Source organism: Sphingomonas melonis DAPP-PG 224, assembly GCF_000379045.1.
GTDB lineage: Bacteria > Pseudomonadota > Alphaproteobacteria > Sphingomonadales > Sphingomonadaceae > Sphingomonas > Sphingomonas aquatilis.
Map to the genome: position 1 here is coordinate 482,605 of NZ_KB900605.1, position 24,751 is coordinate 507,355.

The window sequence follows — 24,751 nt, forward strand, 5'->3', positions numbered from 1 at the left end:
CCCCCTCCGTCACCGCCTTCGGCGGCGCCACCTCCCCCTGGCGGGGGAGGACTATCGACCCGCGTGAAACGCCGATAACCACCTCCATGGAGATCGCCGGCAAAGCGCGACGGCGAAAGTGGATTGCAAGCGCGCCATCCGCGCTCACTTCACCGGTTGGTGGCCGCTGAACGTCACGTTGGTTTTCAGTTCGCCCGATTTGCCCATCATCGATCCCGTCATCGTCATTGCAAAGGATTCGGGGACGATGCCGATGCCGGGCGCAGCGACATAGCGGCTGCTGCTGTCGATCCGCTTGACCGAGGCGACCAGCATCATGCGGAACCCCTTGGTCGAGGTGAAGCGCACGCGTTCGACGAAGGGGGTCGCCCCCTTGGTGTTGACCAGCACGTCGGCCGCGGTGTCGGCGGAGGCGTCGTGGTTGCCGATCTTCAGCTCGCCGTCGGGCAAGCGATCGAAGTGATAGGCGGCATAGCCCGCAGGCGCCTCGACCCGGCGGGCAGGCGTGCCGAACCAGTCGGCAAGGTCGCCATAGGAACCGGGTTTCTTCTTGCCCTCGCGCGCCTTGGCAATGTCCTTGGCGGTGGGGGCCTTGCCGTCGACGCTGACCAGCGTCCAGCGCTCGGCGGCGGGGCGGCGGGGGTCGTAGCGTTCGACGATCGTGCGCCGGGCCTGCCCGGTCGTCTCGACGACGATCGTCTGCTGGAAGGCGAAGGCGGTGGCGCGCGCCGCCTGCATGCCCGCGAGCAGCCGCGATTGCAGCTCGTCGGCGTGGGCAGGCGCGGCGAACAGGACGGCCGCCGCGGCGGTCGGGATCAGCAGATGGCGCACGGATGTCGTTCCCCCGGTAGACGGCGGGGAGATAGGCCCGCGATGGCCGCAAGCGTAAGCCATTGAAGGCAGGACGCAACGGGATTTTGCGGAGGTGCGCTTCACCCCTTTGGCCGTTCGTCCTGAGCCTGTCGAAGGACGGGTCGCCACACGCGCGGCCCGGCGGTGGACGCCTGCCCGTCGACAGGCTCAGGGCGAACGGGGGGATGGCGCGACAGACTGGCTGGTCGCTGCGCCCCTCAGCGCGTATGCAGCCCGACGCTGACCAGCAGGATCGTCGCGAGCAGCGCCGCCATCTGCACCGTGCGCCAGTCGATGAATCCGACGCGATCGGGATCGTCGCGCAGGCGTCGCCGCCGATCGGCGAATGCCGCGACGAGGGCGACGCACAGGCTGGCGCCCGCGCTCCAGAACATCACCGGCACGGGCGCGCGCCGTCAGCCGAGCTTTTCGACCTTGTCCTGCAATCGCGTCAGCTCCGCCTTCAGCGCGGCGATCTCGTCATCCTTGCTGGCGGGCGCGGCGGGCGCAGCCGCGGCGGGCGCCATCGCGGGCGCGACGCCGAACGCCTGCGTCGCGGCTTCGAACATCTGCATGTTGCGCTTGGCGATTTCGGCGAAGGGCGAATGGGCGAACGCGCCCTCAACCGCCGACTTGAACTGTTCCTGGTTGCGACGGAAGCTGTCCATCGACGCCTCCAGATAGCCGGGCACCATCGACTGCATCGAATCGCCGTACATGGCGATCAGCTGGCGCAGGAAGCTGACGGGCAGCATCGTCTGCCCGCGGCTTTCCTCTTCCATGATGATCTGGGTCAGCACGTTGTGCGTGATATCGTCGTCGGTCTTGGCATCGACGACCTTGAAGTCGCGGCCTTCGCGGGTCATCGTCGCGAGATGATCGAGCGTGATGTAGGACGAAGTCTCGGTATTGTAGAGCCGCCGGTTGGCGTATTTCTTGATGATGACGACGCCGTCGCCCGGCTGTTGCTTCTTCATACGCGTCCCCTGCCCGTTCCGGTGTTATGCCCGTGATCGAACCGCATGCTACGCCTCAATTTTCCGCACCGCAACACGGTCCGCGGCCGTTGCCCTTGTTCCTCGACATGCTGCGCAGCGAAACCGCAGCATATCCCGAGCGGATGGCCGCCGCGCTCGCCGGGCTGACCGCCTATCAGCGGGCGCCCCGGCCCGCAGCTCCGCCGCCCATGCCGGCGCTCGCGACCGCGGGACGGGCGGCGTTGCGTTATTATGGCGGGCGCGGGCGGATGGTGGTGTGCGTGCCGTCCCTGATCAATCCGCCCGCAATTCTCGATCTGGGCGAAATATCGCTGGTGCGCTGGCTGGCGGCACAGGGCTTTCGCGTCGCGCTGGTCGACTGGGGCGTGCCGACGTCGGCGGACCGGGACATGGACATGACCGGCCATGTCGAATCGCTGCTGCTGCCGCTGATCGAGCAGCTCGATGCGCCGCCGGTGCTGGTCGGATACTGCCTGGGCGGCACGATGGCGACCGCGGCGGCGGCGGATACGACCGTGGGGGGCCTCGCCACGATCGCGGCGCCGTGGCGCTTCGATGGCTATGGCGCGGCGCGTGGCGGGATGCGCGACCTGTGGCAGGCGGCGCTGCCGACCGCGGAGGCGCTGGGCGTGCTGCCGATGGAGGTGCTGCAGGCGGGATTCTGGCGGCTCGACCCGGCGCGCACGATCACGAAATATGAGGCGTTCGGCCGGATGGCGCCCGACAGCGAGGCGGCGCGCGCCTTCGTCAGGCTGGAGGATTGGGCGAATGCCGGCGAGCCGCTGCCGCTCGCCTGTGCGCGCGACCTGTTCGATCGCTTCATCACCGCCGACGCGCCGGGACAAGGGCAATGGACGATCCGCGGGCGGACGGTGGCGCCGCACGCGCTCGATTGCCCGACAGTGGAATTCGTCTCCACCACCGACCGGATCGTCCCCGCCGCCACCGCCGCAGGACTCGCCGATCACCGCGAGCTGGCGCTGGGCCATGTCGGCATGATCGTCGGCGGGCGCGCCCGCGCATCGCTATGGCAGCCGCTTGCCGACTGGATCGCGGCCCTGCCCGCCGCTAGATAGGCGGCGCACAAGGAGATCATCATGACCGAGATCGTCATCACCGCCGCCAAGCGTACCCCCGTCGGCAGCTTCCTGGGCGCGTTCGCCGCCACCCCGGCACACGAGCTGGGCCGCGTCGCGATCGAGGCCGCGCTGGAACAGGCGGGCGTGAAGGGCGAAGAGGTGTCGGAGGTGATCCTGGGCCAGGTGCTCACCGCGGCGCAAGGGCAGAACCCGGCACGCCAGGCGTCGATGGCCGCGGGCATCCCCAAGGAAGTGCCGGCGTGGGGCGTCAACCAGGTGTGCGGATCGGGCCTGCGCGCGGTCGCGCTCGCGTGCCAGGCCATCCAGACCGGCGACGCGTCGATCGTCGTCGCCGGCGGGCAGGAAAGCATGTCGCTCAGCCCGCACGCACAGACGATGCGCGGCGGCACCAAGATGGGCAACGTCAGCCTGGTCGACACGATGGTGAACGACGGCCTGACCGACGTGTTCAATGGCTATCACATGGGCATCACGGCGGAAAATCTCGCCGAGCAATATCAGGTGACGCGCGGCGAACAGGACAGCTTCTCGGTCGCCAGCCAGAACAAGGCGGAGGCGGCGCGTGGGTCTGGCCGGTTCAAGGACGAGATCGCGCCGGTCACGATCAAGGGCCGCAAGGGCGACACCGTCGTCGCCGACGATGAATATATTCGCGCCGGCGCGACGATCGACAGCGTCAGCGGCGTGCGCCCGGCGTTCAAGAAGGACGGCACCGTCACCGCCGCCAACGCCAGCGGCCTGAACGACGGCGCCGCCGCGCTGGTGCTGATGAGCCGCGAGGAAGCCGAGAAGCGTGGTGCCCCGGTGCTCGCGACGATCAAGAGCTGGGCGAGCGCGGGCGTCGACCCGTCGGTGATGGGCATCGGCCCGGTGCCGGCGTCCAGGAAGGCGCTGGAAAAGGCGGGCTGGACCGTCGCCGACTTGGACCTGATCGAAGCCAACGAGGCGTTTGCGGCACAGGCGCTGTCGGTGTGCAAGGAACTGGGCCTCGACCCCGCCAAGACCAACGTCAACGGCGGCGCGATCGCCATCGGCCACCCGATCGGCGCCAGCGGCGCCCGCGTGCTGACCACCTTGCTGTACGAAATGCAGAAGCGCGACGCGAAGAAGGGCCTGGCGACGCTGTGCATCGGCGGCGGCATGGGGATCGCGATGTGCGTGGAGCGGTGATTGGGTAAACGTCATTGACGCAATTAATGAGTTATGGAAACAATCCGTACATACTTTTGTGTCTTTTCGGCGACAGTTTCGAGTAATGTGACGCTTCGTTCATCACCCTGTTAGAAATCGACTTGTTTCGTTTCATCGGACTGCGTCAACATGGCCCCCTGTTTAAGGCAAACGTGCCGAAAATAGGGGACCATAATGAAGACTTGGCTGCTTTCCGCGAGCGCGCTCGCGGGCGGGCTGTTGCTCGCCCCCTCTGCGCTGGCTCAGACGACGACGCTTCCGCCGTGCTCCGATACAGTGACGGAAAACTGCCAGCGGCAGGAAGCTCCGGCGGGCGCGTCGATCGCCGACACCAACAAGGATGACTCGGTCCGTCCGGGTGAAGACATCGTCATCACCGGTTCGCGCATCCGTTCGCCCAACGCCGAATCGGTCGTGCCGATCACCACGGTGTCGGCCGCAGAACTGACGCAGACCGCGCGCACGTCGATCGGCGACGTGCTCAACGACCTGCCGCAGCTCAACAGCACGTTCAGCCAGTCGAACTCGACCCGCTTCCTCGGCACGTCGGGCCTCAACCTGCTCGATCTTCGCGGTCTGGGCACGTCGCGCACGCTGGTGCTGGTCAACGGTCGCCGCCACGTCGGCTCTGACATCCTGAACAACGCCGTCTCGGTCGACACCAACACGATCCCGACCGACCTGATCGAAGCCGTCGACGTCGTCACCGGCGGCAACTCTGCCGTTTATGGTTCGGATGCGCTCGCGGGCGTCATCAACTTCCGCCTGAAGCAGACGTTCGACGGCCTGCAGATCCGCGCACAGGGCGGCGTCAGCGACCGCAAGGATGCCGGCAGCTACTTCGTCAGCATGACCGGCGGCAAGAACTTCGCAGATGGCCGCGGCAACGTGGCAGTCAGCCTGGAATACGCCCGCACCCAGGATCTGTTCGCGTCGAACCGCAAGGAATATCGTCAGACCGACGGTTTCATCACGACCAACATCGACGCCGCGGGCCCCGGTCTGGACGGCAAGTTGAACTATGACGGCGTGCCGGACGCGGTATTCTTCCGTGACATTCGCGTCGGCTCCTTCTCGGACGGCGGTCTCGTCTCGTTCGCTGGCGCCGGCCTGGGCGCGACGGCAGCCGCGCGTTGCGGTCGCGATCCGCTGGGCCGCGCCTACACCTGCAACTATCTGTTCCAGCCGGGCGGTTCGCTTGCGCAGCAGACCGGCACGCGCGTCGGCATCGCCGCGGGCAGCGCAGCGGCTCCGTCGGCAACGCCGTCAGGTTCGTTCATCGGCGGCAACGGCAACACCCGTCGCGAAGGCGTGCTGCTACAGCTCCTGCCGCAGCTGGACCGCTATTCGGCGAACCTGATCGGCCACTTCGACGTCTCCGATGCGTTCAAACCGTTCGTCGAAGCGAAGTACGTCCGCCTCGACAGCGTCGGCCTCGGCGGTTCGGGTCCCGCGTTCTTCACCGGTTCGACGATCGATGCGCTGTATGAGCGTCCGCGCCTCGACAACCCGTTCCTCGACGCCAACTCGCGCGCCACGCTGACCGCACAGGCGCTGGCGGCGGTCGATGCCGGGATCAGCCCGACCACCGGCGCGGCCATCACCGCGGCACAGGCCGCGACGCTGCGTACGCAGATCAACAGCGGTGCGTATCGCTTCATCCTGCGCAAGAATCTGACCGACCTCGGTTCGCGTCGTGAGGATGCGCGTCGTGAAACATACCGGTTCGTGGCGGGTGTCCGCGGCGACATCACTGACACGCTGAACTACGAAGTGTCGGCGAACTACGGCGAGTTCAAGGAAGCCACCCGCGTCCTCGGCAACGTCGACGTCCAGCGCCTCAGCTTGGCGCTCGACGCGGTCCGCAACGCCAATGGCCAGATCGTCTGCGGCGCGCAGATCGATCCGACCCGTTTCGCGTTCGGAACTGACCTGGGCGGTGACGCCGCCAACCTTGCCAATGACATCAAGAACTGTCAGCCGCTCAATCCGTTTGGCGTCGGCAGCGTTTCGGACGCGGCGCGCAACTTCGTGCTCCGCAACACGACGTCGCGCGGCAAGATCACGCAGCTCGACATCCTTGCCAACGTCGCCGGCGATACGTCGAAGTTCTTCAACCTGCCCGGCGGCGGAATCGGCTTCTCGATCGGCGCGGAATATCGCCGTGAGACGAACTTCTTCCGGGCCGATCCCTACGTCGAGAAGGGCTACACCTTCTACAACGCGCTGGCCGCCTTTACGCCGCCGGCCTTCGAAGTGAAGGAAGCGTTCGGCGAACTCCGCCTGCCGCTGCTGAAGGACATCACGCTCATCAAGGAGCTGACGCTCAGTGGTGCAGGCCGCGTGTCGGATTACAAGGGTTCGGCAGGTACGGTCTACACGTACAACCTGAACGGCACCTATGCGCCGTTCGAGGGCCTGCGCTTCCGTGCGAACTATGGCCGCGCGGTTCGTGCACCGAACCTTTCGGAACTGTATTCGGCAGCGGGGCAGAACTTCGCACCCGGCTTCGCCGACCCCTGCTCGGCCGACAACCTGGGTCGTGGCACGCAGTTCCGCCAAGCGAATTGCGCCGCCGCGGGTATCCCGACCACCTATAACTACCAGTACGCCCAATCGCTGGAGATTCGCAGCGGCGGCAACCCGAACCTGAAGGTGGAGAAGTCCGACTCCTACACCTATGGTGCGGTCATCAGCCCGACCTTCGCGCCCGGCCTCGTCTTCACGGTCGATTATTACAACATCAAGGTGAACGACGTCATCACGGCGGTCAGCGCCCAAGGCATCGTCAACAACTGCTACGATTCGCCTTCGATCACGAACAACCAGTTCTGTTCGCAGTTCCAGCGCGTCGCAGCCGGCGGTACGGGTCCTCGCGGTGAGCAGGCCTATCGCATCATCGAAGGCAGCCTGCTGCAGTCGTCGCTGAACTTCGCCAGCCTGAAGCGTCGCGGCATCGACATGGACCTCAGCTATTCGCGGCGGTTCGGCGAGACCCGGATCGGTGCGGAGGTAATCTACACCCACATCCTCGAAAGCAGCAGCTTCCTCAATCCGCTGCAGCCCGCTTTCGCGGACACGACCGTGGGTGAACTCGGCTATCCGAAGGATCAGTTCACGGTTAACCTGGGTGCAGACTTCGGTCTGATCACGCTCGACACGCAGTTCCGCTATCTGTCGAAGCAGTCCGTCGGCGCGATCGAAAACCACATCGCGTTCCAGGGCCGTGCGCCGCAGAACCTCGACGATTTCGACATCCCTTATTATCCCGACGTCCTGTACATCGGCATGAAGCTGGGCATCGACATCGGCGAGAAGTCGAACTTCTACATCGGCGTCGACAACCTGACCGACCGCCTGCCGCCGCTCGGCGCGACCGGCATCGGTGCGGGCAGCGCTATCTTCGACAATATCGGCCGTCGTTTCTACGCGGGCGTCACCGCTCGCTTCTAATCGCGATCGACATCGAAAAGACCTTTGGGGTCGGTGGTTTCCACCGGCCCCTCACATGGGAGTTCTCAGGTCAAGAGGCTGTGCGGTAGAGCGTGCAGCCTCTTTCCTTCCGCACAATCATATCTGTTCTACCTTGCCGGTTCGGCTGCCAGCCGCAGCAATGAACCAAAACAGCGCGCCTGCAATAGCGCCTAATAGGGCAATTTGGCCGACGTAGTAGAAGTTCATCAGCCATCCGTAAGCAGTCAAAGATCCGTCGATGACGGTTGATCGTCCATCAATGCTCGCATTATCCGGTCGACTTATTAACGCGAGCACGAGCCAGGGAAGAGCGGCGACCACTGCACCAGTCGCAGCGCAGTTGATGATTGTCGCATTGACGTGTCGGCGTAACATGAAGAACGCCGGGAGCCCGATGATAAAGGCTGGAGGGTAAGCGCCAAACACGGCAAATGCCACAGCGCTCCGCCAGATCCGTTCGAGCGGATCGGTGATGCCCTCATATGCTGGCATAGCAATAGCCATCAACAAGGCGGCTGCGCCCGGGACCACTACAAAGGCGAGGATCACCCGCCAAATTGAAGGATAGGTGCGCTTGGCTCGTGCGGCGTACATGACGCCAGCTTATCGCTTTGTCGTCGCCATTCCAGATCAATCGTCAGGAATGGTCAGAGCGTCAGGCCATGGTCGTCCTCCTCAATTTCTGGATCACTGGCCTGAGCCTGTTGCAACAAGCGTCCCGGTGACCGGTCCGCTCTAACCTCACATCCGGTCGCCGCTCGTGCGCGGCTGCACCACAATCCCGCTTGCGTCGGGTCTGGCTCAGGAGACGGGACCAACCTTTTTTTCGGCATCTGAAGCCAACAGGGACCTCCGGTCCGTCCACCTGGATCCGGCAGGGACGATGCCCTGCGGGAACTCGTATCGGGTTACGTGCTCATGCGGCCTTCAGCAGCGCGCCTGCGGGCACCACGCCGGCCGAGACGAACTGCCACAGCGCGATCAGCAGCTTGCGTGCGACTGCCACGATCATGACCCGCCGCGCGCGACCACCGTTCGCGCCCACCCGCTCCGCGTACCACTTCGTCAGCTCCGAGTCCGGCTGATGACGCAGCCACAGCCAGGCGACCTGGATCATGGTCGTTCGCAACCGCTTGTTGCCCGCCTTGGACACGCCCTGCTCCCGGTCCATGCTGCCGCTTTGCCACGGTGATGGGGCCAGCCCGGCATAGGCGGCGACCTGTCGTCGATTGCTGAAGCTGCGGAAGAACGCTTCTGCGTGCAGCACGCCGGCGAACTCAGGACCGATGCCGCGCAACTGGATGAGCCGGGGACCAGTGTCCGCCTCACCGGCGGCATCCGACCGCGGCTCGAGCAGCGCGTCGCGCTCGGCTTCGACCTGCTTGATCTGGCCGACGACCATCTCCAGCCGGTCCAGCTCGCGCTCGATCTCGCGGCGAACATGCCGGGGCAGCGGTCGTCCATCGCCGGTCACCAGTTCGTCCAGCCGCGCCCGCCGGTCGGCGCGCAGTGGCTCGTAGTCGCCGACCCCTTGCGCGAACAGCAGGCCCTTGATGCGGTTGACGTGCCGCACCCGCTCCACGACCAAAGCCCGCCGCTCGCGCGAGATGCGTCGCCGGTCCTCGTCCTCGACGCTCGGCACCGCCACCATCGCACACACCCGCGGCTCCCCGCGCTTGTAGGCCAGCAGCGTGCGGACCAGCGCCTCGCCGTCGAGCTTGTCCGTCTTGGCGCGCCGGCTGCGTCGTGAAGCGGCAATCGAGGCGGCGTCGACGACGTAGCTCTCGATACCCTCGCGCACCAGGCAGCGGTGTATCCAGAAGCCGTCGAGGCCCGCCTCCTGGATGACGACCAACGGGTACTGCTCGCCCATCCGCGCCTCGGCCTTCGCCTGTAACTGCGCGAACCGCTCCAGGAGTGCCGGCACGTCGCTGCCCTTCACCTGATGCCGCGAGATCCGCTCGCCGCGACCCGGCGACAGCGACGTCACCAGCCAGGTGGAGCGGCTCAGCTCCAGCGACACGAAGATTGCGTTCAGCTGCGTGCTGACGGCGGCATGGCATGAGACGGACACGGGCACGGGCAACCTCCTTCACGACAAAGCGGGAAGGTCAGTCTGCCTCAACCGGCGCCAGCCCGCGCCCATGGGATCTTTTTCGTTCATCGTCCCATGATGGCTGAGGACATTAGCGCGACCGCCCGGCGACTGTTGATGGAAGGGCGACGGGACGCTGCCGTGGCGCTGATCGAAAGTGCAGTTGCCAAGGAAGATCCCGATGCCCTGTTCCAGCAAGGCCTTTGGCGATTGATGGGAGATATCCTGGCCCGCGATCTTCCAGCGGCGCGCATTGCCTTCCGGCGTTCCGGGGATCTGGGCCACGGGGAAGCACGGCTGATTGACATCGCCTTGACCGCCAATGGAAGCGGAGCGCCAGCGGACTGGTCGGAGGCAATGCGTCTTTTGTCAGGGACGGTAGCCGCCGGCGATGCCCATGCGAAGCAGCTGGACATGTTGCTGGCGGCGATGGGTTTAGATGAGCGTGGCGATCCGATCCGCCTGCCAGCAATCGAGTCCCTTGTCCCGAACGGCAGCGTCCGGCGGGTGCGTGCATTTATGACGCCAGACGAATGTGCCCATATCGCGCGCAGTGCGGCCGATCTGCTGGCGCCGTCGCAAGTGATGGACCCGCGAACCGGCTGGGCGACTCCGCACCCCATCCGCACATCTGACGCCGCCGTGATCGGCCCTGTGCGGGAGGACCCTGTCATTCGAGCGATCAATGTGCGCATCGCGCGGATCAGCGGCACCGCCGTCATGCAAGGCGAAGCGCTTACCGTGCTACGCTATTCGCCTGGCCAGCAATTCAAACTGCACTCCGACGTTCTGCCGCATGTTCGCAACCAACGCGTATCGACGGTCATCGTCTATCTCAATGAAGGTTTTGCCGGGGGCGAGACGCTCTTCCCCCATCACGACCTGAAGATCGTGCCGAACGGCGGCGATGCCATCATCTTCGATAATGTCGATGCCAAAGGTCGACCGCTCGATAGCGCACGCCACGCCGGCGCCGCGCCGCGTTCAGGCGTCAAATGGATCGCCACCCGCTGGATCCGCGCCCGGCCGTTCGACGTGTGGCAGGGACCGGAATCGGTTTAGGCTTCCCACACCCGCACATACCGCTGCCCCATTCCCGTCAGCAGCTCGTACTGCGACAGGCCGCTCTGCGCCGCCGCGTCCGGCAGCGCGAAGTCGATCGCCAGCCAGTCGCCCTCCGCCACGTGCGGCGCGGCCGTCACGTCCACTGCCAGCAAGTCCATCGAGACGCGGCCGATGACGGGCAGCGTGCCGCCGCGTGCGCTGCCGCGGTCGGAAAAGGCGCGGAGGTAGCCATCGGCGTAGCCGAGGTTGAGGATGGCAACCTCGGTCTCGCGAGGGGCGGTCCAGGTGGCATTGTAGCCGACGGTGCCGCCGGCGGCGACGGTGCGGCGCTGGAGGATCTGCGCTTCGGGCTGGACGACCTGGCGGATCAGGCCGGCAAAGTCGGACCGCGGGATGCCGCCGTAGAGCGCTATGCCGGGGCGGGTCAGGTCGAAGGCATAATCGGCGCCGAGCGCGATGCCGGCGGAATTGGCGAGGCTCATCCGCCGCGCGTCCGTCACCCCGCGCAGCGCGGCGAAGGCAGCGAGCTGGCGGGCGTTCATCGCGCTGTCCTCATCGGCGCAGGCGAGGTGGCTCATCAGCGTGTCGATGGCGAGGCCGTCAAGCAGGCCGGTCCGCACCGCTTGCGGTGACACGCCGAGGCGGTTCATGCCGGTGTCGACCATCACGTCGCACGCACCACCACCCGCCGCCCGCCAACGCGCAACCTGCGCGTCGGTGTTGAGCACGGGCCGGGCAATGCCGGTCAGCGCGATCGCCATGTCCTCGTCACGCACGCCGTGCAGCACCGACAGCGGGAGCCGCAGCGGCGCCAGCCGTTCGGCCTCCGCCCAGGTGGCGACGAAGAAGTCGCGGCATCCTGCCTCGCGGAGGTGCGATGCGACCTCGGTCGCACCCAGGCCATAGCCGTTCGCCTTGAGCGCCGCGCCGCAGGCTGCGCGGCCGCTCATCCGGTCGAGCGTGCGCCAATTGTCGGCGAGGGCGGCGGGGTCGAGGCGGAGGCGGAGGGGAGCAGTCACGCGTCAGCGCATAATCGCGCACGCCCCTTGCGTCGATGCCTCAGGGCCGACGGTCAGCGGACGATGCGACCGATCGGCACCATCACGCGACTGCCGGGCAGGCTGGCGACGGTGACGTCGAACACCTCGGCGATGCGCGCGGCGGTGAGGGTGCAGCTGGCCGGTCCGGCGGCGACGATGCCGCCATCGCGCAGCAGGATGACGTCGTCGGCGATGCGCGCGGCCTGCGCGAGATCGTGGAGGACGAGCACGACGCCGCGGCCGGCGACGGCGATGCCGCACAGGCGATCGAGAATGTCGATCTGATGCGCGGGATCGAGGCTGGCGAGCGGCTCGTCGGCGAGCAGCCAGTCGGGTTCGCCGGCGAGGACGCGGGCGAGCAGGACGCGCGCCCGCTCGCCGCCCGACAGATCGGCGATGGGGCGATCGGCGAGGTCGGTGGCGTGGGTCGTGGCGAGCGCGGCGTCGATCGCGGCGCGGTCCACGGGCGACGGGCCGGCGAAGGGCGCACGATGCGGCACGCGGCCGAGCGCGACGACATCGCGCGCGGGGACGTTCCAATGGACCGCGGCCTCCTGCGGCAGATAGCCGATGCGGCGCGCGCGCTGGCGGGGGGCGAGCGCGGCGAGCGGCGCGCCCTCCAGCGTCACATTGCCCGCGGCCGGGGTGACGAGGCCGGCGAGCGCCTTCAGCAGCGTGCTCTTGCCCGCGCCATTAGGGCCGAGGATGACGGTGACGCGGCCGCGCCGGATGGTCGCGTCGACATCGTACAAGACCCGGCGCGAGCCAAGATCGACCGAGAGGCGATCCGCGATCAGATCCATGCCCGCCCCCGATGGCGCAGCAGCAGGCCGAGGAAGAAGGGCGCGCCGATCAGCGCCATGGCGACGCCGAGCCGGACCTCGCCTGCGCCGGGTGCGAGGCGGCAGAGGCTGTCGGCGACCAGCACCAGCGCCGCGCCGCCGAGGCCGCTCGGCAACAGCAGCGCGGATGGGCGATGGCCGAAGACGGGGCGCAGCAGGTGCGGCACGACGAGTCCGACGAAACCGATCACGCCGGTCGCCGCAACGCCTGCGCCGACGCCGAGGCCGGTGCCGAGCACGACCAGCGCCTGGATGCGACCGAGCCGGATGCCGAGCGAACGGGCGGCGCCCTCCCCCAGCGTCAGCGCGTCGAGCGCGGGGCCGGCCGCCGCCAGCAGGACGGTGCCGACGATCAGAAAGGGCGCGGCACGAGCGAGGTCGGCGAGGCCGCGGTCGGTGAGCGCGCCCATCAGCCAGTCGAGCACGCCTGCGACCGCATAGGGGTTTGGTGCGATCGAGATGAGGAAGGCGGTGAGCGCGCCGGCAAGGCTCGACAGGACCGTGCCGGCGAGGATGAAGGCGACCGGGTCCGCGTTGCGCCAGGTGAGCGCGACAAGCAGCAGCATCGACGCGACCGCGGCGCTCATCGCCGCGGCGAAGATGCCGAGGCTGGACGCGCCGGCATAGAGGATCGCCGCGACCGCGCCGAAGGCGGCGGAGGACGAGACGCCGATCACGGCGGGGTCGGCGAGCGGGTTGCGCAGGAAGCCCTGCAGCACTGCCCCCGACACGCCGAGCATCGCCCCGAGCAGAAGCCCGAGCAACGCGCGTGGCAAGCGCAGTTCGAGGAAGATCGCGGTGGCGGCGTCGCTGCCCCAGGGCAGCCACTGCTTGCCGGCGACCAGCGACAGCGCGAAGCCGGCGACGACGAGCGCGGCAAGGCCTGTGAGGCGGAGCCCGCGGCTCATGACAGCAGCTGCGCGCGGATCGCGGACAGGCGGCGCAGCGCGGGGACGATGGTGGGGCCACCGCAATTCATCAGGTGTCGGGGAAACCGCACCTCCGCGACATGCGCGCCGCTGCGGGCGAGGATGCGGCGGCGCAACTCGGCCGTGCGGCCGTCGCCGTCGCTGAGGATCAGCGCGGGCGGGTGCGCGACGATGGTTTCGATCGGCAGCGTACCGGTGAAGGCGAGGCCGTAATCGGCGGCGGCGTTACGCAGACCGGCGCGGGTCATCAGGTCGTCGAGCAGGGTGCCGCCGCCATTGGCGAGGTCGCCCGAGATGTAGAGCAACGCGGCGGGCTTCGCGCCGGTCGCGGGCGGGATCGCGCTCTGCATCGCGCGGACCATCGCCGCGCCGCGCGCGGGAACGCCGGCGGCGGTGGCGATCTGCATCACCTGCGCTTCGCTGGCGGCGATGGTGGCGGGGGAATCGAGGGTGAGCACCTTCAGCCCGGCGCGGTCATAGGCGGCACGGGTCGCCGCGGGGGCGAAGGTGTCGGTGACGACGAGATCGGGGTGGCGCGCGATCACCTCTTCCGCGGTGCCGGCGGTCGCGGGATAGCGGCGCGCGAGGGCGAGCGGCATCGAGGTCGCGGCCGGATCGTGCGAATAATGGCTGACCGCGGCGAGGCGATCGGGCGCGATCTGCGCCAAGATGGCGTCGGCGCAGGGGTTGGTGGAGACGATGCCGCCCTGCCGGGGGGCGGGGGCGCAGGCGGTGAGGGTGAGGGCCGCGCTCAGCCAAGCGCCTGCCGTCACCCCGGACTTGGTCCGGGGTCCACCGGGCCGCAAGGGGGTGGCCCGAGCCTCTTGCCGTCCCCCTAGCCGCAGAGTGGACCCCGGAACGAGTCCGGGGTGACGAGGTGTGTGGGGCACCCGATCGGTGAACCCCCGCCACGGCGCAGTGCCGCAGGTGACTATCAGGGCAGCGACCCGCCCCACCCACTCCGTCATCCCCGCGCAGGCGGGGATCCAGACTGGCTGGCCTTTCGGCCCTTGCGAGACGGTAGCGCGTCTGGATTCCCGCCTTCGCGGGAATGACGGAAGGAAGGTAAGCATAGACGACAGCCGGCGACGACCCTCACCGTTCCGGCGCTGCGCGCCTCCCTCCCTCTCCCATCGGGAGAGGGAAGAGCCGGCAACACCGGTGTAGGGTGAGGGCATCCGCATCAGTCCAGCTTCACGCGCACGCCGCCATAGGCGGCGCGGCCGTAGGTGCCGTATTCGGCAACCGTCTGGTAGCGCGCGTCGGTGACGTTATCGATGCGGCCGTAGATCGACAGGCGATCCCCGATCGGCAGTTCGGCGCGGACGCTGGCCAGCGCATAGCCGTCGACGCGCACGCGGCTGCCGTAGCTGTCACTGTCGAAGCTGTCGCCGACGATCTGCACGGTGCCACCGATACCCAGACCGAAGGGCAGGCGATAGTCGACGACGAACGCCGCGGTTTCCTTGGGCCGGCGCAGCAGATCGGTGCGGAAGGCGGTGCCGGGCGTGCGGTTTTCCGCATCGATGTACGACACGTTGGCCGACACGGTCAGCGCGTCGACGGGGCGCAGGCCGATCGCGAACTCCACGCCCTCGGCATGGGTGCGCTGGATGTTGTCGTAGACGCCGAACGGGCGGTTGACGCAGATCGAACCGCTGGTGTTCTGCTCGGCGCCCGAGCAGCCGCGGAAGCTGATCTGGTTGCGCGTGTCGCGGTTGAAATAGGTCGCCGAGACGCGGGCGCGACCGTCGAGCAGCGCCTGTTCGATGCCGGCATCCCAGTTGCGCGCGGTTTCCGGATCGAGGCGTGTGTTCCCGTACGGGCTGTACAGCTGGTACAGGGTCGGCGCCTTGAAGCCCTCGCCATAGCTCGCCCGCAGCGTCGTGCCGGTGCGCAGCGCCAGCGCGGCGTCGGCGCCGAAAGTGGTGTGATTGCCGAACGTCTCATGGTCGTCGTTGCGGACGCCGCCGGTCAGGGTCAGTGCGTCGAACGGCTTCACGATCGCTTCGCCATAGACGCTGGTGATGCCGACCGAGCGGCGCAGCGTCGCGTCGCGGTAGCGGCTGTCTTCATGCTCGACGCCGGCGACGATGCGGACCTGATCGATCGGCTGATAATCGCCCTGATATTCGTAGCGTTCCGAGCGGCCGCGGAACGGCGACGGGGTGGCGCCGGGCTTGGCATAGGTGTCGCGGTTGATGTCGGCGATGGTGAAGGCGACGCGGTTGCGGAACGTGCCGAAGTTCGCGTGCAGGCCGGCATAGCCGTACAGTTCGTTCGCGGTCGAGAAGCTGGGGTCGTCGGCAAGGATGTAGTTGGGCGCAGGATAGCCGTCGGTCTGCGTCTTGCTGTCGGCCCAATAGCCGCGCAGGTCGAGGCCAATGCCGTCGGTGAAGTCGACGCCCAGGCGGCCGGTCGCGCCGTACTGGCGATAGCCGTCGCGCTCGGTGCCGTTGGCCGCGGCCGAGATGCCGTCGCTGCGCAGATAGCCGCCGGTCAGTGCGCCCGAGATCGCGCCGCTGCGACCCGAGATGCCGCCTTGCGCGTAAAGGCTGTCGGCATAGCCATATTCGGCGCTGGCGCGCGCCTTCAGCCGCTCGGTCGGTTCTTCGGTGATGACGTTGACGATGCCGCCGATCGCCTGGCTGCCCCAGGGGACCGAATTGGGGCCGCGCAGCACTTCGATGCGCTGGACGCTCGCCGACAGCAGATTGGCGAAGTCGAAGCCGCCGCCGGGCGACGAGGGATCGTTGACGCGCACGCCGTCGATCACGACCAAAGTCTGCTCCGCCTCTGCGCCGCGCAGGCGCACGCCGGTGAAGCCGCCCAGGCTGCCATTGCGCGTCACGGTGACGCCGGGGGTGGTCGACAGCAGATCGGCGACCGACACGGTCTGGCGGCGATCGATCTCGTCGCGGGTGATGACGGTCACGGCCTGGCCGACTTCGGCAGCGGGCTGGGCGACGCGGGTCGCGGTGACGACGATGTCGTCGCTGTTCGCAGGATCGGCGGTCGGCGCGATCTGCGCGGCGGCGGGCGCGGCGAGCAGCAGGCCGAGCGTCAACAGCGACGGACGGACAACGGAAACGGATAGGCGAACAGTCATTGGGCACACCCCTTATGACCGCACGCGACGGATCGCGCGCGGCGGCCTTTTTGACCGCGCGCGACCATTCGCGCACGGCGGATGTCGCTCGCATCGAGGGGGTTCCCTCGTCCGCCCGGCACACCCCGTCCGCGCGAAGGATCGACGGCGAAAGGCAGGTCTCCTGGCTTCCGGGTCGTCGCCTGTGTCCCCGCCTTCCCAGATCCGTCGCGGATCCAGTGGCTCGATGGGGACCGGCTTGCCGGTCACAGTTGCGGGGGCAGCGCCGGATCCGCGCCTCCCGTTGCGCATCCCGGCTTCCCTTTTGACCCCGTCTCCGGGGACCTTTCACGGCCGCGCCCTTACGGTCAGACGGGCCGAGGCGTCAATGCCGCGCCGCGGCGGTGTCGGTGTCGGTGTCGTTGTCGGGTTCGGGGCGACTTCATTGATCCAGGTTGATGAGCCGGAACGAGCGCGCGGGCGATCGGTTGGCCGGAGCGAAGGAGTGCCCCATGACCGATTACCCCACCCCGCCCTATCCCGAACAGCAGCAGGCGATCCCCGGCCGTACCGAGGACATGGACCCGCGCCCCGACCATGGCGAATCGAGCTACAAGGGCTCCGGGCGCCTTGCCGGCAAGAAGACGATCGTCACCGGCGGCGACAGCGGCATCGGCCGCGCGGTCGCCCTGGCCTTTGCGCGCGAGGGCGCCGACGTGCTGATCGCCTATCTCGACGAACATGACGATGCCGAGGCGACCAAGGCGCTGGTCGAGGCGGAGGGGCGGCAGGCGGTACTGGTCGCGGGCGACCTGTCGCAGCCCGATCAGTGCCGCACCGTGATCGCCAAGGCGGTGGAGGCGTTCGGCCGGATCGACGTGCTGGTCAACAACGCCGCGCACCAGCGCAGCTTCGAGGCGTTGGAGGATATCAGCGACGAGGAATGGCAGCTGACCTTCGCGACCAACATCCATTCCATGTTCTATCTGTCGAAGGCCGCGGTCGCGCACATGGGCGAAGGTGCGTCGATCATCAACACGACGTCGATCAACGCGCAGGACCCGAACCAGCAATTGCTCGCCTATGCGACGACGAAGGGCGCGATCTACAATTTCACATCCGGCCTGGGGCAGATGCTCGCGGAGCGGAAGATCCGCGTAAATGCCGTCGCGCCGGGGCCGGTGTGGACGCCGCTGATCCCGTCGACGATGCCGCCGGAAGCGGTGAAGACGTTCGGCGAGAACACGCCGCTGGGCCGCGCTGCGCAACCGGCGGAGCTGGCGCCCGCCTATGTGCTGCTGGCGAGCGATGAATCGAGCTATATCACGGGCGCGACGATTCCAGTGACGGGCGGGCGGGCGTTTCTGTAAACGCTGCCCATTCACCCCACCCCCGTTCGCCCTGAGCCTGTCGAAGGGCGCGTTGCCACAGGAGACGGCGCGCATGTGGCACCCCGTGCTTCGACACGCTCAGCACGAACGGGTGGCGGGGGATGGGTAGCGACTCCCGAACAATCGGTCATTGTCCGCAGCGTCGTGCCACCCTACAATTAGTCAGACATTATCTTCGATACGAGGCACATCCATGATCGACGGCGCCCTGCTGATCGGCGGCGACACTCGCCAGGCCGAGACCCGTTTCACCGCGGTCAATCCTGCGACCGGCGAGACGCTGACCCCCGATTTCTCGTCGGCGGGTGCCGATGCGGTGGCGGAGGCATGTGCGCTGGCCGATGCCGCCTTCCCCGCCTTTGCCGCGACCGATCCCGAGACGCGCGCGGCGTTCCTCGAGCGGATCGCCGACAATATCGTGGGACTCGGCGACGACCTGATCGTGCGCGCGATGGCGGAAAGCGGCCTGCCGCGGATGCGGCTGGAGGGCGAGCGCGGGCGGACCGTCGGCCAGCTGAAGCTGTTCGCGGGCGTGGTGCGCCAGGGTGATTTCCTCGACGCGACGATCGATCCCGCCATGCCGGATCGCGCGCCGCTGCCGCGCCCCGACCTGCGCCGCGTCAATGTCGCGATCGGGCCGGTCGCGGTGTTCGGCGCGTCGAACTTCCCACTCGCCTTCTCGGTCGCGGGCGGCGACACCGCCTCGGCGCTCGCTGCGGGCTGCCCGGTGGTGGTGAAGGGCCATCCGGCGCACCCGGGCACCGGCGAGCTGGTCGCACGGGCGATCGCCCAAGCGGTGAAGGACAGCGGCCTGCCCGCGGGCGTCTTCTCCTATCTGCCCGGCGAGACGAACGAACTGGGGGCTGCGCTGGTGCGCGATCCGCGTATCCAGGCGGTGGGCTTCACCGGATCGCGTGGCGGGGGCCTTGCGCTGGTCCGCATCGCCGCCGAGCGCGAGGAGCCGATCCCGGTCTATGCCGAAATGTCGAGCATCAACCCGGTCGTGCTGTTCCCCGCCGCGCTCGCCGCGCGGGGCGAGGCGATGGGCAAGGAATTCGTCGCGTCGCTGACGATGGGCGCGGGCCAGTTCTGCACCAACCCCGGTCTGGTGCTGGCGATCGACGGCCCCGACCTCGATGCGTTCATCGCCTCTGCCGCGACGGCGATGACCGACGCGGCACCGGCGACGATGCTGACGCCGGGCATCCATGCGAGCTTCGAACAGGGCGTCGATGCGCTCGCCGGCCACGATGCGGTGAAGACCGTCGCGCGCGGCAAGGTGGGCGATGGCGTCAACCAGGCGGTCGGCGCGATCTTCGACACGACGGCCGAGGCGTTTCTGGCCGACCGCGCGCTGAGCCATGAGGTGTTCGGATCGTCGTCGGTCGTCGTGCGCTGCCGCGACATGGCGGAGATCGCGCGCGTCATCGCCGGGCTGGAAGGCCAGTTGACCGCGACGCTGCAGATGGACGCCGCGGACGAGGCCGATGCGGCGCGGCTCGTGCCGGTGATCGCGCGCCGGGTGGGTCGCATCCTCGCCAATGGCTGGCCGACGGGTGTCGAGGTCGCGCCGGCGATGGTGCATGGCGGGCCCTTCCCGGCGACGAGCGATGGGCGCACGACGTCGGTCGGTACGCTTGCCATCGCGCGCTATCTGCGGCCGGTGTGTTTCCAGAATTTGGCACCCGCGCTGCTGCCGGCGGCGCTGGACGACGCCAATCCGTGGGGCATCGCGCGGCGGCTGGACGGCAAGCGTGAGGCGAGCCCGCGGTAAGGGTTGCTTCCCTTCCGTCACCCCGGACTTGGTCCGGGGTCCACTCTGCGGCGAGGGGGTTGGTTTGAGCCTCTTGCCCCCCCTTGTCGTTGGGTGGACCCCGGAACGAGTCCGGGGTGACGGGATGGGTGGGGCGGCCGTCATTCCCCCACCTGTCGTCATCCCCGCGGAGGCGGGGATCCAGAACCTCTGACGTCCGCGATGGAATCGAAACGGTAGCGCGTCTGGATTCCCGCCTGCGCGGGAATGACGGGGTGGTTGAGGAAAGCGTTGGGTCCGCACGCTTTTCCGGCTGGAGCCTTGCCACGCACTCGATTAGCCTCTGCCCGCAAAAGGAGAGGCCGCATGTGCGACGAGATCACCGAAGCCGATAACGCCACCCATCTTACCCGCCGCCAATTGGGCGCGTCTGCCGGTGCAGTAGGCATGGCGGCGCTGCTGCCGACCTCGGCCGACGCCAAACCCGTGAAGGGCCGCGACGTCACGATCACGACGCCCGACGGGCAGTGCGACGCCTATTTCACCGCGCCGGCCAGCGGCAAGCATCCGGGCGTGCTGATGTGGCCCGACATCATGGGGCTGCGGCCGGCGTTCCGGCAGATGGCGGACCGGTTGGCGGGCGAAGGCTATGCGGTGCTGGTCGTCAATCAATTCTACCGGTCGACCAAGTCGCCGATCGTCCAGCCCGGCGAATCGTTCGACCAGCCCGCGGTGCGCGACAAGATCATGCCGTGGCGTGCGGCGCTGACCGCGGACGCGGTGACGCGTGACGGGACGACCTTCGTCGCCTTCCTCGACAAGCAGAAGGAGGTCGACACCAAGCGGCACGTCGGCAGCGCAGGCTATTGCATGGGCGGGCCGATGGTGCTGCGCACCGCCGCCGCGGTGCCGAACCGCGTGCATGCCGGCGCGTCCTTCCATGGCGCCGGCCTCGTCAGCGAGGCGGCGGACAGCCCGCACCGGCTGATCCCGAAGCTCGCCGGCGGCTATCTGATCGCGATCGCCAGCAACGACGATGCGCGTAGCCCCAACGACAAGACCGTGCTGCGCGACGCCTTCGCCGCGGCGAAGCGCCCGGCGGAGATCCAGGTCTATGCCGACGCGATGCACGGCTGGTGCGTCATCGACAGCAAGGTCTACAACCAGCCGCAGGCCGAACGCGCCTGGGGCCGGATGCTCGACCTGTTCCGCAAGCAGCTGTGAAGGAACGCCCGATGCCCGCCGATCTGACGCTCTACACCAATCCGATGTCACGCGGCCGGATCGCGCGCTGGATGCTGGAGGAAACCGGCGCGCCCTACGACGTTGTGCTGCTCGACTACGCGACGACGATGAAGGCCGAGCCGTATCTGTCGATCAACCCCATGGCGAAGGTGCCCGCGATCGTCCATCGCGGCCATGTGGTGACCGAAGGCGCGGCGATCTGCGCCTATTGCGCCGAGGCGTTTCCGGACGCCGGGCTGGCGCCGACCGACGACGAGCGCGCGGATTATTACCGCTGGCTGTTCTTCGCCGCGGGTCCGGCGGAGCACGCCATCACCAACCGATCGATGGGCGTCGCGCCGACCGCGGAGCAGCAGCGGACGGCGGGATACGGCAATTACGATCGCATGGTCGATGTGCTGGAGCGCGCGGTCGCGGCGCATCCGTACATCGCCGGCGATCGGTTCACCGCGGCGGACGTCTATGTCGGGGCGCAGGTGATGTGGGGGCTGCAATTCGGGTCGCTGCCCAAGCGCGCGGCGTTCGAGGAATATGCGGGCCGGTTGGCGAGCCGCGAGGCGCTGGTTCGCGCGGCGGCGCTGGACGATGCGGCGGTCGCGGCGGGGTAGCAGATTCACGCGGAGACGCGGAGACGCGGAGGTGGTTCGCCTCGGCGAGACGAGGCCCTGCTATCGCATACCGCATGTCGAATGGCGGGAGCTGGATTTGATCGAGACACCTCCGCGTCTCCGCGTCTCCGCGTGATCCAAGAAAAGCCGGCCGCCCATCAGAGCAGCCGGCTCATCAGATCAGCGCGCCGGAGTGGCGGGCGGCGGCGCGGTGGGCGCGCCTGCCGCGGGGGCCGGCGGACGGGCACCTGCGGGCGGCGGCACCGGGGCGCCGGCGGCGGGCGGAGCGCTCGCTGCACCCGGCGGCGGGGGCGGCGGGGCGACACCGTTCGCGCCGGCAGGCGGCGGCGGCGGTGCGCCGGTCGGACCGGCTCCGGCAGGGCCAGCGCCCGGCGGCGGCGGCGGGAGCGCACCGGCGGGGCCGGCACCCGATGGGGGCGGCGGCGGACCGGCAGGACCGGCGCCCGGAGGCGGGGGCGGTGCGCCGGGGCCGTGCGGCGGGTGCGCCGGACCGACCGCCTCGACCGCGCCATTCGGGCCGACGAGGAACTGCGCCCGCAACTGACCCTGGTCGTAGCGACCCTGCACCATCACCGGCGCACCGGTGGTGAGGTTGCTCGCGCCATCGGGTCCGGCGTCGATCATCGCGCGGCCGCTGCCGTCCTGCACGACGATGCGGTTGCCGAACACCTCGGCGACGCGGCCCTTCACCGTGACGATACCGCTGCTCGAGGCGAGCTTGGCGATCGGCGTGGCGACGGTCGGCGCCATTTCGATCGACGGCCGCGTCATCGCCATCGCGCCGGCGCCGCCCGCGCTCGCAGCGAGCACCACCACTGCGCCCAGCGCCGCCCATTGGCGATGCTCCAGCGTCAGTTTTTCCTTCATACGCTTCGTGAACCTACCCATCTGTCGTCTCCTTGGGGGTCGATGAGGGGGTTCTACCGATTCGCAGCCGACGCCCGCTGAACCATGCGGTTCAGTTTCGGTTTAGGCAGGGGCCATAGGTGACGGGTGTCATGCGGATATTGCTGGTCGAGGACGATGACGAACTGGGTCCGGCGATCGCGCGCGCGCTGCGGGCCGAACATTGCGCGGTCGACCTGATCGCCGACGGCATCGACGCCGCGCATCTGGGCGAGACCGAGGCGTATGACGCGGCCGTCCTGGATCTGGGGCTTGCCGGCAAGGACGGCATCACGGTGCTGCGCGAATGGCGGGCGGCGGGGCGCGCGCTGCCGGTGCTGATCCTGACCGCGCGCGACGGCTGGTCCGACAAGGTCGCCGGATTCAAGGCGGGCGCCGACGATTATCTGGTGAAGCCGTTCCGCGTCGAGGAACTGATGATGCGACTGCGCGCACTGGTCCGCCGCGCGGCAGGGCACGCGCAGCCGGTGCTGACCTGCGGGCCCTTGTCGTTCGATACGCAGATCGGGCATTTCGAGCTCGACGGCCTGCCGCTGAAGCTGACCGCGTTCGAATGGCGCGTGCTGTCCGCGCTGATGCTGCGCAAGGAGGCGGTGATCGAGCGGCTCGACCTGCTCGAGCGCGTCTACGAAGGTGACGCCGATGTCGATTCGAACAGCCTGGAGGTGATCGTCGGCCGGCTGCGTCGCAAGATCGGCGCCGACCGGATCGAGACGATCCGCGGACGCGGGTATCGGCTGACGTGCGGGGGCGGATCATGATGCCGCGGTCGTTGCAGGGGCGGATGCTGCTGCTGTCGGCGGTGGCGATCCTGGCGGCGCTGGGCATCGCCGGCTGGGCGATCGCGGGCGTGCTGGAGCGCGTCGTCACCGAAGGCATCGACCGGCGGCTGGATGCCGAAATCGCGCTGATGGCGAGCGTCGTCGATGGCGACGGCCGGGTCGATCGCGCGGCGCTGGCGCAGCGGCAGGGGGCGCTGGACGCGGGGCGCGACTGGTTGTGGCGGATCGAGGCACCGGGTGGTGCCATCGGCTCGACCGACCGGTTCGTGCCCCGGCCCGATGCGGCACGACCCGGCCCGCGCCTGCCGGGACCGCCGGGCCCGCCGCCACCGGGCGTGGCGCCGCTGCCGGATGCGGGGCCGCAGGGCGTGGACGGCACCGATGCCAGCGGCGCGCGCCTGCATGCGCGACGGCTGGTGCTGACGACGCGTAGCGGCCCGGTGACGCTGTTCGCCGCCGCGCCGCGCGGGGTGATCGCGCGGCCGCTGCGCGAGGCGCTGGTGCCGTTGCTCGCCGCGCTGGCGATCCTCGCCGGACTGCTGGCGACGGCGACGCTGGTGCAGCTGCGGCTGGGGTTGAAGCCGCTCGCCCGGCTGCGCGCGCAGCTCGCCGCCATCCGCGCCGGCGAAGCGGAGCGGGTCGACGAGGACCAGCCCGTCGAGCTTCAGGGCCTCGCCGCCGAACTTAATGCGCTCGCTGCGGACCGCGCACAGGCGCTTGCCACCGCGCGCCAGTCCGCGGCCAACCTCGCCCATGCGCTGAAGACGCCGGTCGCGACGCTGGCGTTGCGGCTCCGCGCAGATGCGGAGGGGGCCGCGCAGGTCGAGCGGATCGACGCGACGATCCGCCATCACCTCGCCCGCGCCCGTGCCGGTGTGGTCGATACGCGCGCCAGCACCGCGGTGCGGCCCGCGGTCGCGGATTTGGTGCAGGCGATCGGGCGGCTGCACGGGATGCGTGGTCTGGCGATCACCGGCGACGTCCGCGGCGATCCGGTTGCGGCGATCGAACCGCAGGATTTCGACGAACTGCTCGGCAACCTGCTCGACAATGCTGCGCAGCATGCGCGCAGCATGGTGCAGGCATCCGCGTCGCTCGACCCCGCGGATGCGCGGCGGCTGGTGCTGACCGTCGCCGACGACGGCCCCGGCATTCCCGAGGAGGAACGCAGCCGCGTCACTCAGGCGGGCGTGCGGCTGGACGAACGCGGCGAAGGCCATGGCTTCGGCCTCGCGATCGTGCGCGAACTCGCCAGCCTGCATGGCGGCGCGCTGACGCTGGATGCCCGCGAGGGCGGCGGCCTCGTCGCGCAGGTCACCCTGCCGGCGCGCGCATTTGTCTGACTAGACGCCGGCCGCGCGAGCGGGAATG

Annotated in this window: 21 protein-coding genes and 1 riboswitch; of the genes, 10 read left to right on the forward strand and 11 right to left on the reverse strand. The window is 68.7% G+C overall.

All coding sequences use genetic code 11. The features are described from left to right. Positions 1–144 precede the first annotated feature (144 nt). The 3 genes from SPHME3_RS0102405 to phaR form a co-directional block, all read right to left on the reverse strand. Positions 145–831: a hypothetical protein gene (locus tag SPHME3_RS0102405; RefSeq protein WP_017977446.1), complete on the reverse strand. Its 687-nt coding sequence runs from the start codon at positions 829–831 to the stop codon at positions 145–147. Between the two features lie 239 nt (positions 832–1,070). Further along, on the reverse strand, positions 1,071–1,256 hold the full coding sequence (locus SPHME3_RS20950; RefSeq protein ID WP_020486349.1) for a hypothetical protein: 186 nt from the start codon (positions 1,254–1,256) through the stop codon (positions 1,071–1,073). A 12-nt stretch (positions 1,257–1,268) separates the two neighbouring features. Continuing rightward, the gene (phaR, locus tag SPHME3_RS0102415; protein WP_017977444.1) at positions 1,269–1,829 is read right to left on the reverse strand and encodes a polyhydroxyalkanoate synthesis repressor PhaR; all 561 of its coding nucleotides are present in this window, start codon (positions 1,827–1,829) and stop codon (positions 1,269–1,271) included. 89 nt (positions 1,830–1,918) lie between these two features. Between phaR and SPHME3_RS0102420 the strand changes: the two genes are divergently transcribed. The 3 genes from SPHME3_RS0102420 to SPHME3_RS0102430 all read left to right on the forward strand — a co-directional run bounded on the left by SPHME3_RS0102420 (position 1,919) and on the right by SPHME3_RS0102430 (position 7,594). Then, entirely contained in the window at positions 1,919–2,926 is a 1,008-nt protein-coding gene (locus SPHME3_RS0102420; RefSeq protein ID WP_020486348.1) for an alpha/beta fold hydrolase, read from the forward strand. A 21-nt stretch (positions 2,927–2,947) separates the two neighbouring features. Next, positions 2,948–4,120, forward strand: coding sequence for an acetyl-CoA C-acetyltransferase (locus SPHME3_RS0102425; RefSeq protein ID WP_017977442.1), 1,173 nt, complete (start codon positions 2,948–2,950; stop codon positions 4,118–4,120). Between the two features lie 195 nt (positions 4,121–4,315). Then, positions 4,316–7,594: a TonB-dependent receptor domain-containing protein gene (locus SPHME3_RS0102430; protein ID WP_017977441.1), complete on the forward strand. Its 3,279-nt coding sequence runs from the start codon at positions 4,316–4,318 to the stop codon at positions 7,592–7,594. Positions 7,595–7,711: 117 nt separating this feature from the next. On the opposite strand, the gene SPHME3_RS0102435 is transcribed toward SPHME3_RS0102430, so the two are convergent. Both SPHME3_RS0102435 and SPHME3_RS0102440 read right to left on the reverse strand, forming a co-directional pair. Next, complete coding sequence (locus tag SPHME3_RS0102435; RefSeq protein ID WP_018250504.1) at positions 7,712–8,209, reverse strand: hypothetical protein; 498 nt, start codon at positions 8,207–8,209, stop codon at positions 7,712–7,714. A gap of 322 nt (positions 8,210–8,531) precedes the next feature. Then, entirely contained in the window at positions 8,532–9,689 is a 1,158-nt protein-coding gene (locus SPHME3_RS0102440) for an IS110 family RNA-guided transposase (RefSeq protein WP_172436192.1), read from the reverse strand. 162 nt (positions 9,690–9,851) lie between these two features. Here SPHME3_RS0102440 and SPHME3_RS19945 point away from each other — a divergent pair, with 162 nt between their 5' ends. Then, a complete protein-coding gene (locus SPHME3_RS19945; protein WP_231291966.1) occupies positions 9,852–10,772 on the forward strand; it encodes a 2OG-Fe(II) oxygenase in 921 nt (306 codons plus the stop codon). Here the strand turns inward: SPHME3_RS19945 and alr are convergent. The 5 genes from alr to SPHME3_RS0102470 all read right to left on the reverse strand — a co-directional run bounded on the left by alr (position 10,769) and on the right by SPHME3_RS0102470 (position 16,695). Then, entirely contained in the window at positions 10,769–11,794 is a 1,026-nt protein-coding gene (gene alr, locus SPHME3_RS0102450; protein WP_017977439.1) for an alanine racemase, read from the reverse strand. The genes SPHME3_RS19945 and alr overlap by 4 nt on opposite strands. Before the next feature lie 53 nt (positions 11,795–11,847). Continuing rightward, entirely contained in the window at positions 11,848–12,618 is a 771-nt protein-coding gene (locus tag SPHME3_RS0102455) for an ABC transporter ATP-binding protein (protein ID WP_017977438.1), read from the reverse strand. Further along, complete coding sequence (locus SPHME3_RS0102460; RefSeq protein WP_017977437.1) at positions 12,609–13,565, reverse strand: FecCD family ABC transporter permease; 957 nt, start codon at positions 13,563–13,565, stop codon at positions 12,609–12,611. Before SPHME3_RS0102460 ends, SPHME3_RS0102455 begins: the two co-directional genes overlap by 10 nt. Beyond that, positions 13,562–14,359: an ABC transporter substrate-binding protein gene (locus SPHME3_RS0102465; RefSeq protein WP_017977436.1), complete on the reverse strand. Its 798-nt coding sequence runs from the start codon at positions 14,357–14,359 to the stop codon at positions 13,562–13,564. The genes SPHME3_RS0102460 and SPHME3_RS0102465 overlap by 4 nt, the downstream gene beginning before the upstream one ends. Before the next feature lie 410 nt (positions 14,360–14,769). Further along, positions 14,770–16,695 (reverse strand): TonB-dependent receptor plug domain-containing protein, encoded by a 1,926-nt coding sequence (locus SPHME3_RS0102470; RefSeq protein ID WP_020486346.1) that lies wholly within the window; start codon positions 16,693–16,695, stop codon positions 14,770–14,772. Positions 16,696–16,831: 136 nt separating this feature from the next. Then, positions 16,832–17,038: riboswitch (cobalamin riboswitch) on the reverse strand. 148 nt (positions 17,039–17,186) lie between these two features. On the opposite strand from SPHME3_RS0102470, the gene SPHME3_RS0102475 reads away from it, so the two are divergent. From SPHME3_RS0102475 to SPHME3_RS0102490, 4 genes are all read left to right on the forward strand, one after another. Next, complete coding sequence (locus SPHME3_RS0102475; RefSeq protein ID WP_017977434.1) at positions 17,187–18,044, forward strand: SDR family oxidoreductase; 858 nt, start codon at positions 17,187–17,189, stop codon at positions 18,042–18,044. Positions 18,045–18,258: 214 nt separating this feature from the next. Next, positions 18,259–19,839, forward strand: coding sequence for an aldehyde dehydrogenase (NADP(+)) (locus tag SPHME3_RS0102480; RefSeq protein ID WP_017977433.1), 1,581 nt, complete (start codon positions 18,259–18,261; stop codon positions 19,837–19,839). A 345-nt stretch (positions 19,840–20,184) separates the two neighbouring features. Next, positions 20,185–21,042 (forward strand): dienelactone hydrolase family protein, encoded by an 858-nt coding sequence (locus SPHME3_RS0102485; protein ID WP_017977432.1) that lies wholly within the window; start codon positions 20,185–20,187, stop codon positions 21,040–21,042. 11 nt (positions 21,043–21,053) lie between these two features. Continuing rightward, on the forward strand, positions 21,054–21,671 hold the full coding sequence (locus SPHME3_RS0102490) for a glutathione S-transferase family protein (RefSeq protein ID WP_020486345.1): 618 nt from the start codon (positions 21,054–21,056) through the stop codon (positions 21,669–21,671). Between the two features lie 180 nt (positions 21,672–21,851). Here SPHME3_RS0102490 and SPHME3_RS0102495 read toward each other — a convergent pair whose 3' ends face one another. Next, complete coding sequence (locus SPHME3_RS0102495; RefSeq protein WP_231292096.1) at positions 21,852–22,580, reverse strand: hypothetical protein; 729 nt, start codon at positions 22,578–22,580, stop codon at positions 21,852–21,854. A 110-nt stretch (positions 22,581–22,690) separates the two neighbouring features. Between SPHME3_RS0102495 and SPHME3_RS0102500 the strand changes: the two genes are divergently transcribed. Then, on the forward strand, positions 22,691–23,359 hold the full coding sequence (locus tag SPHME3_RS0102500) for a response regulator (protein WP_017977429.1): 669 nt from the start codon (positions 22,691–22,693) through the stop codon (positions 23,357–23,359). Then, positions 23,356–24,723, forward strand: a complete 1,368-nt coding sequence (locus SPHME3_RS0102505) for a sensor histidine kinase (RefSeq protein ID WP_017977428.1) — start codon at positions 23,356–23,358, stop codon at positions 24,721–24,723. Before SPHME3_RS0102500 ends, SPHME3_RS0102505 begins: the two co-directional genes overlap by 4 nt. The last annotated feature ends 28 nt before the right edge of the window (positions 24,724–24,751 follow it).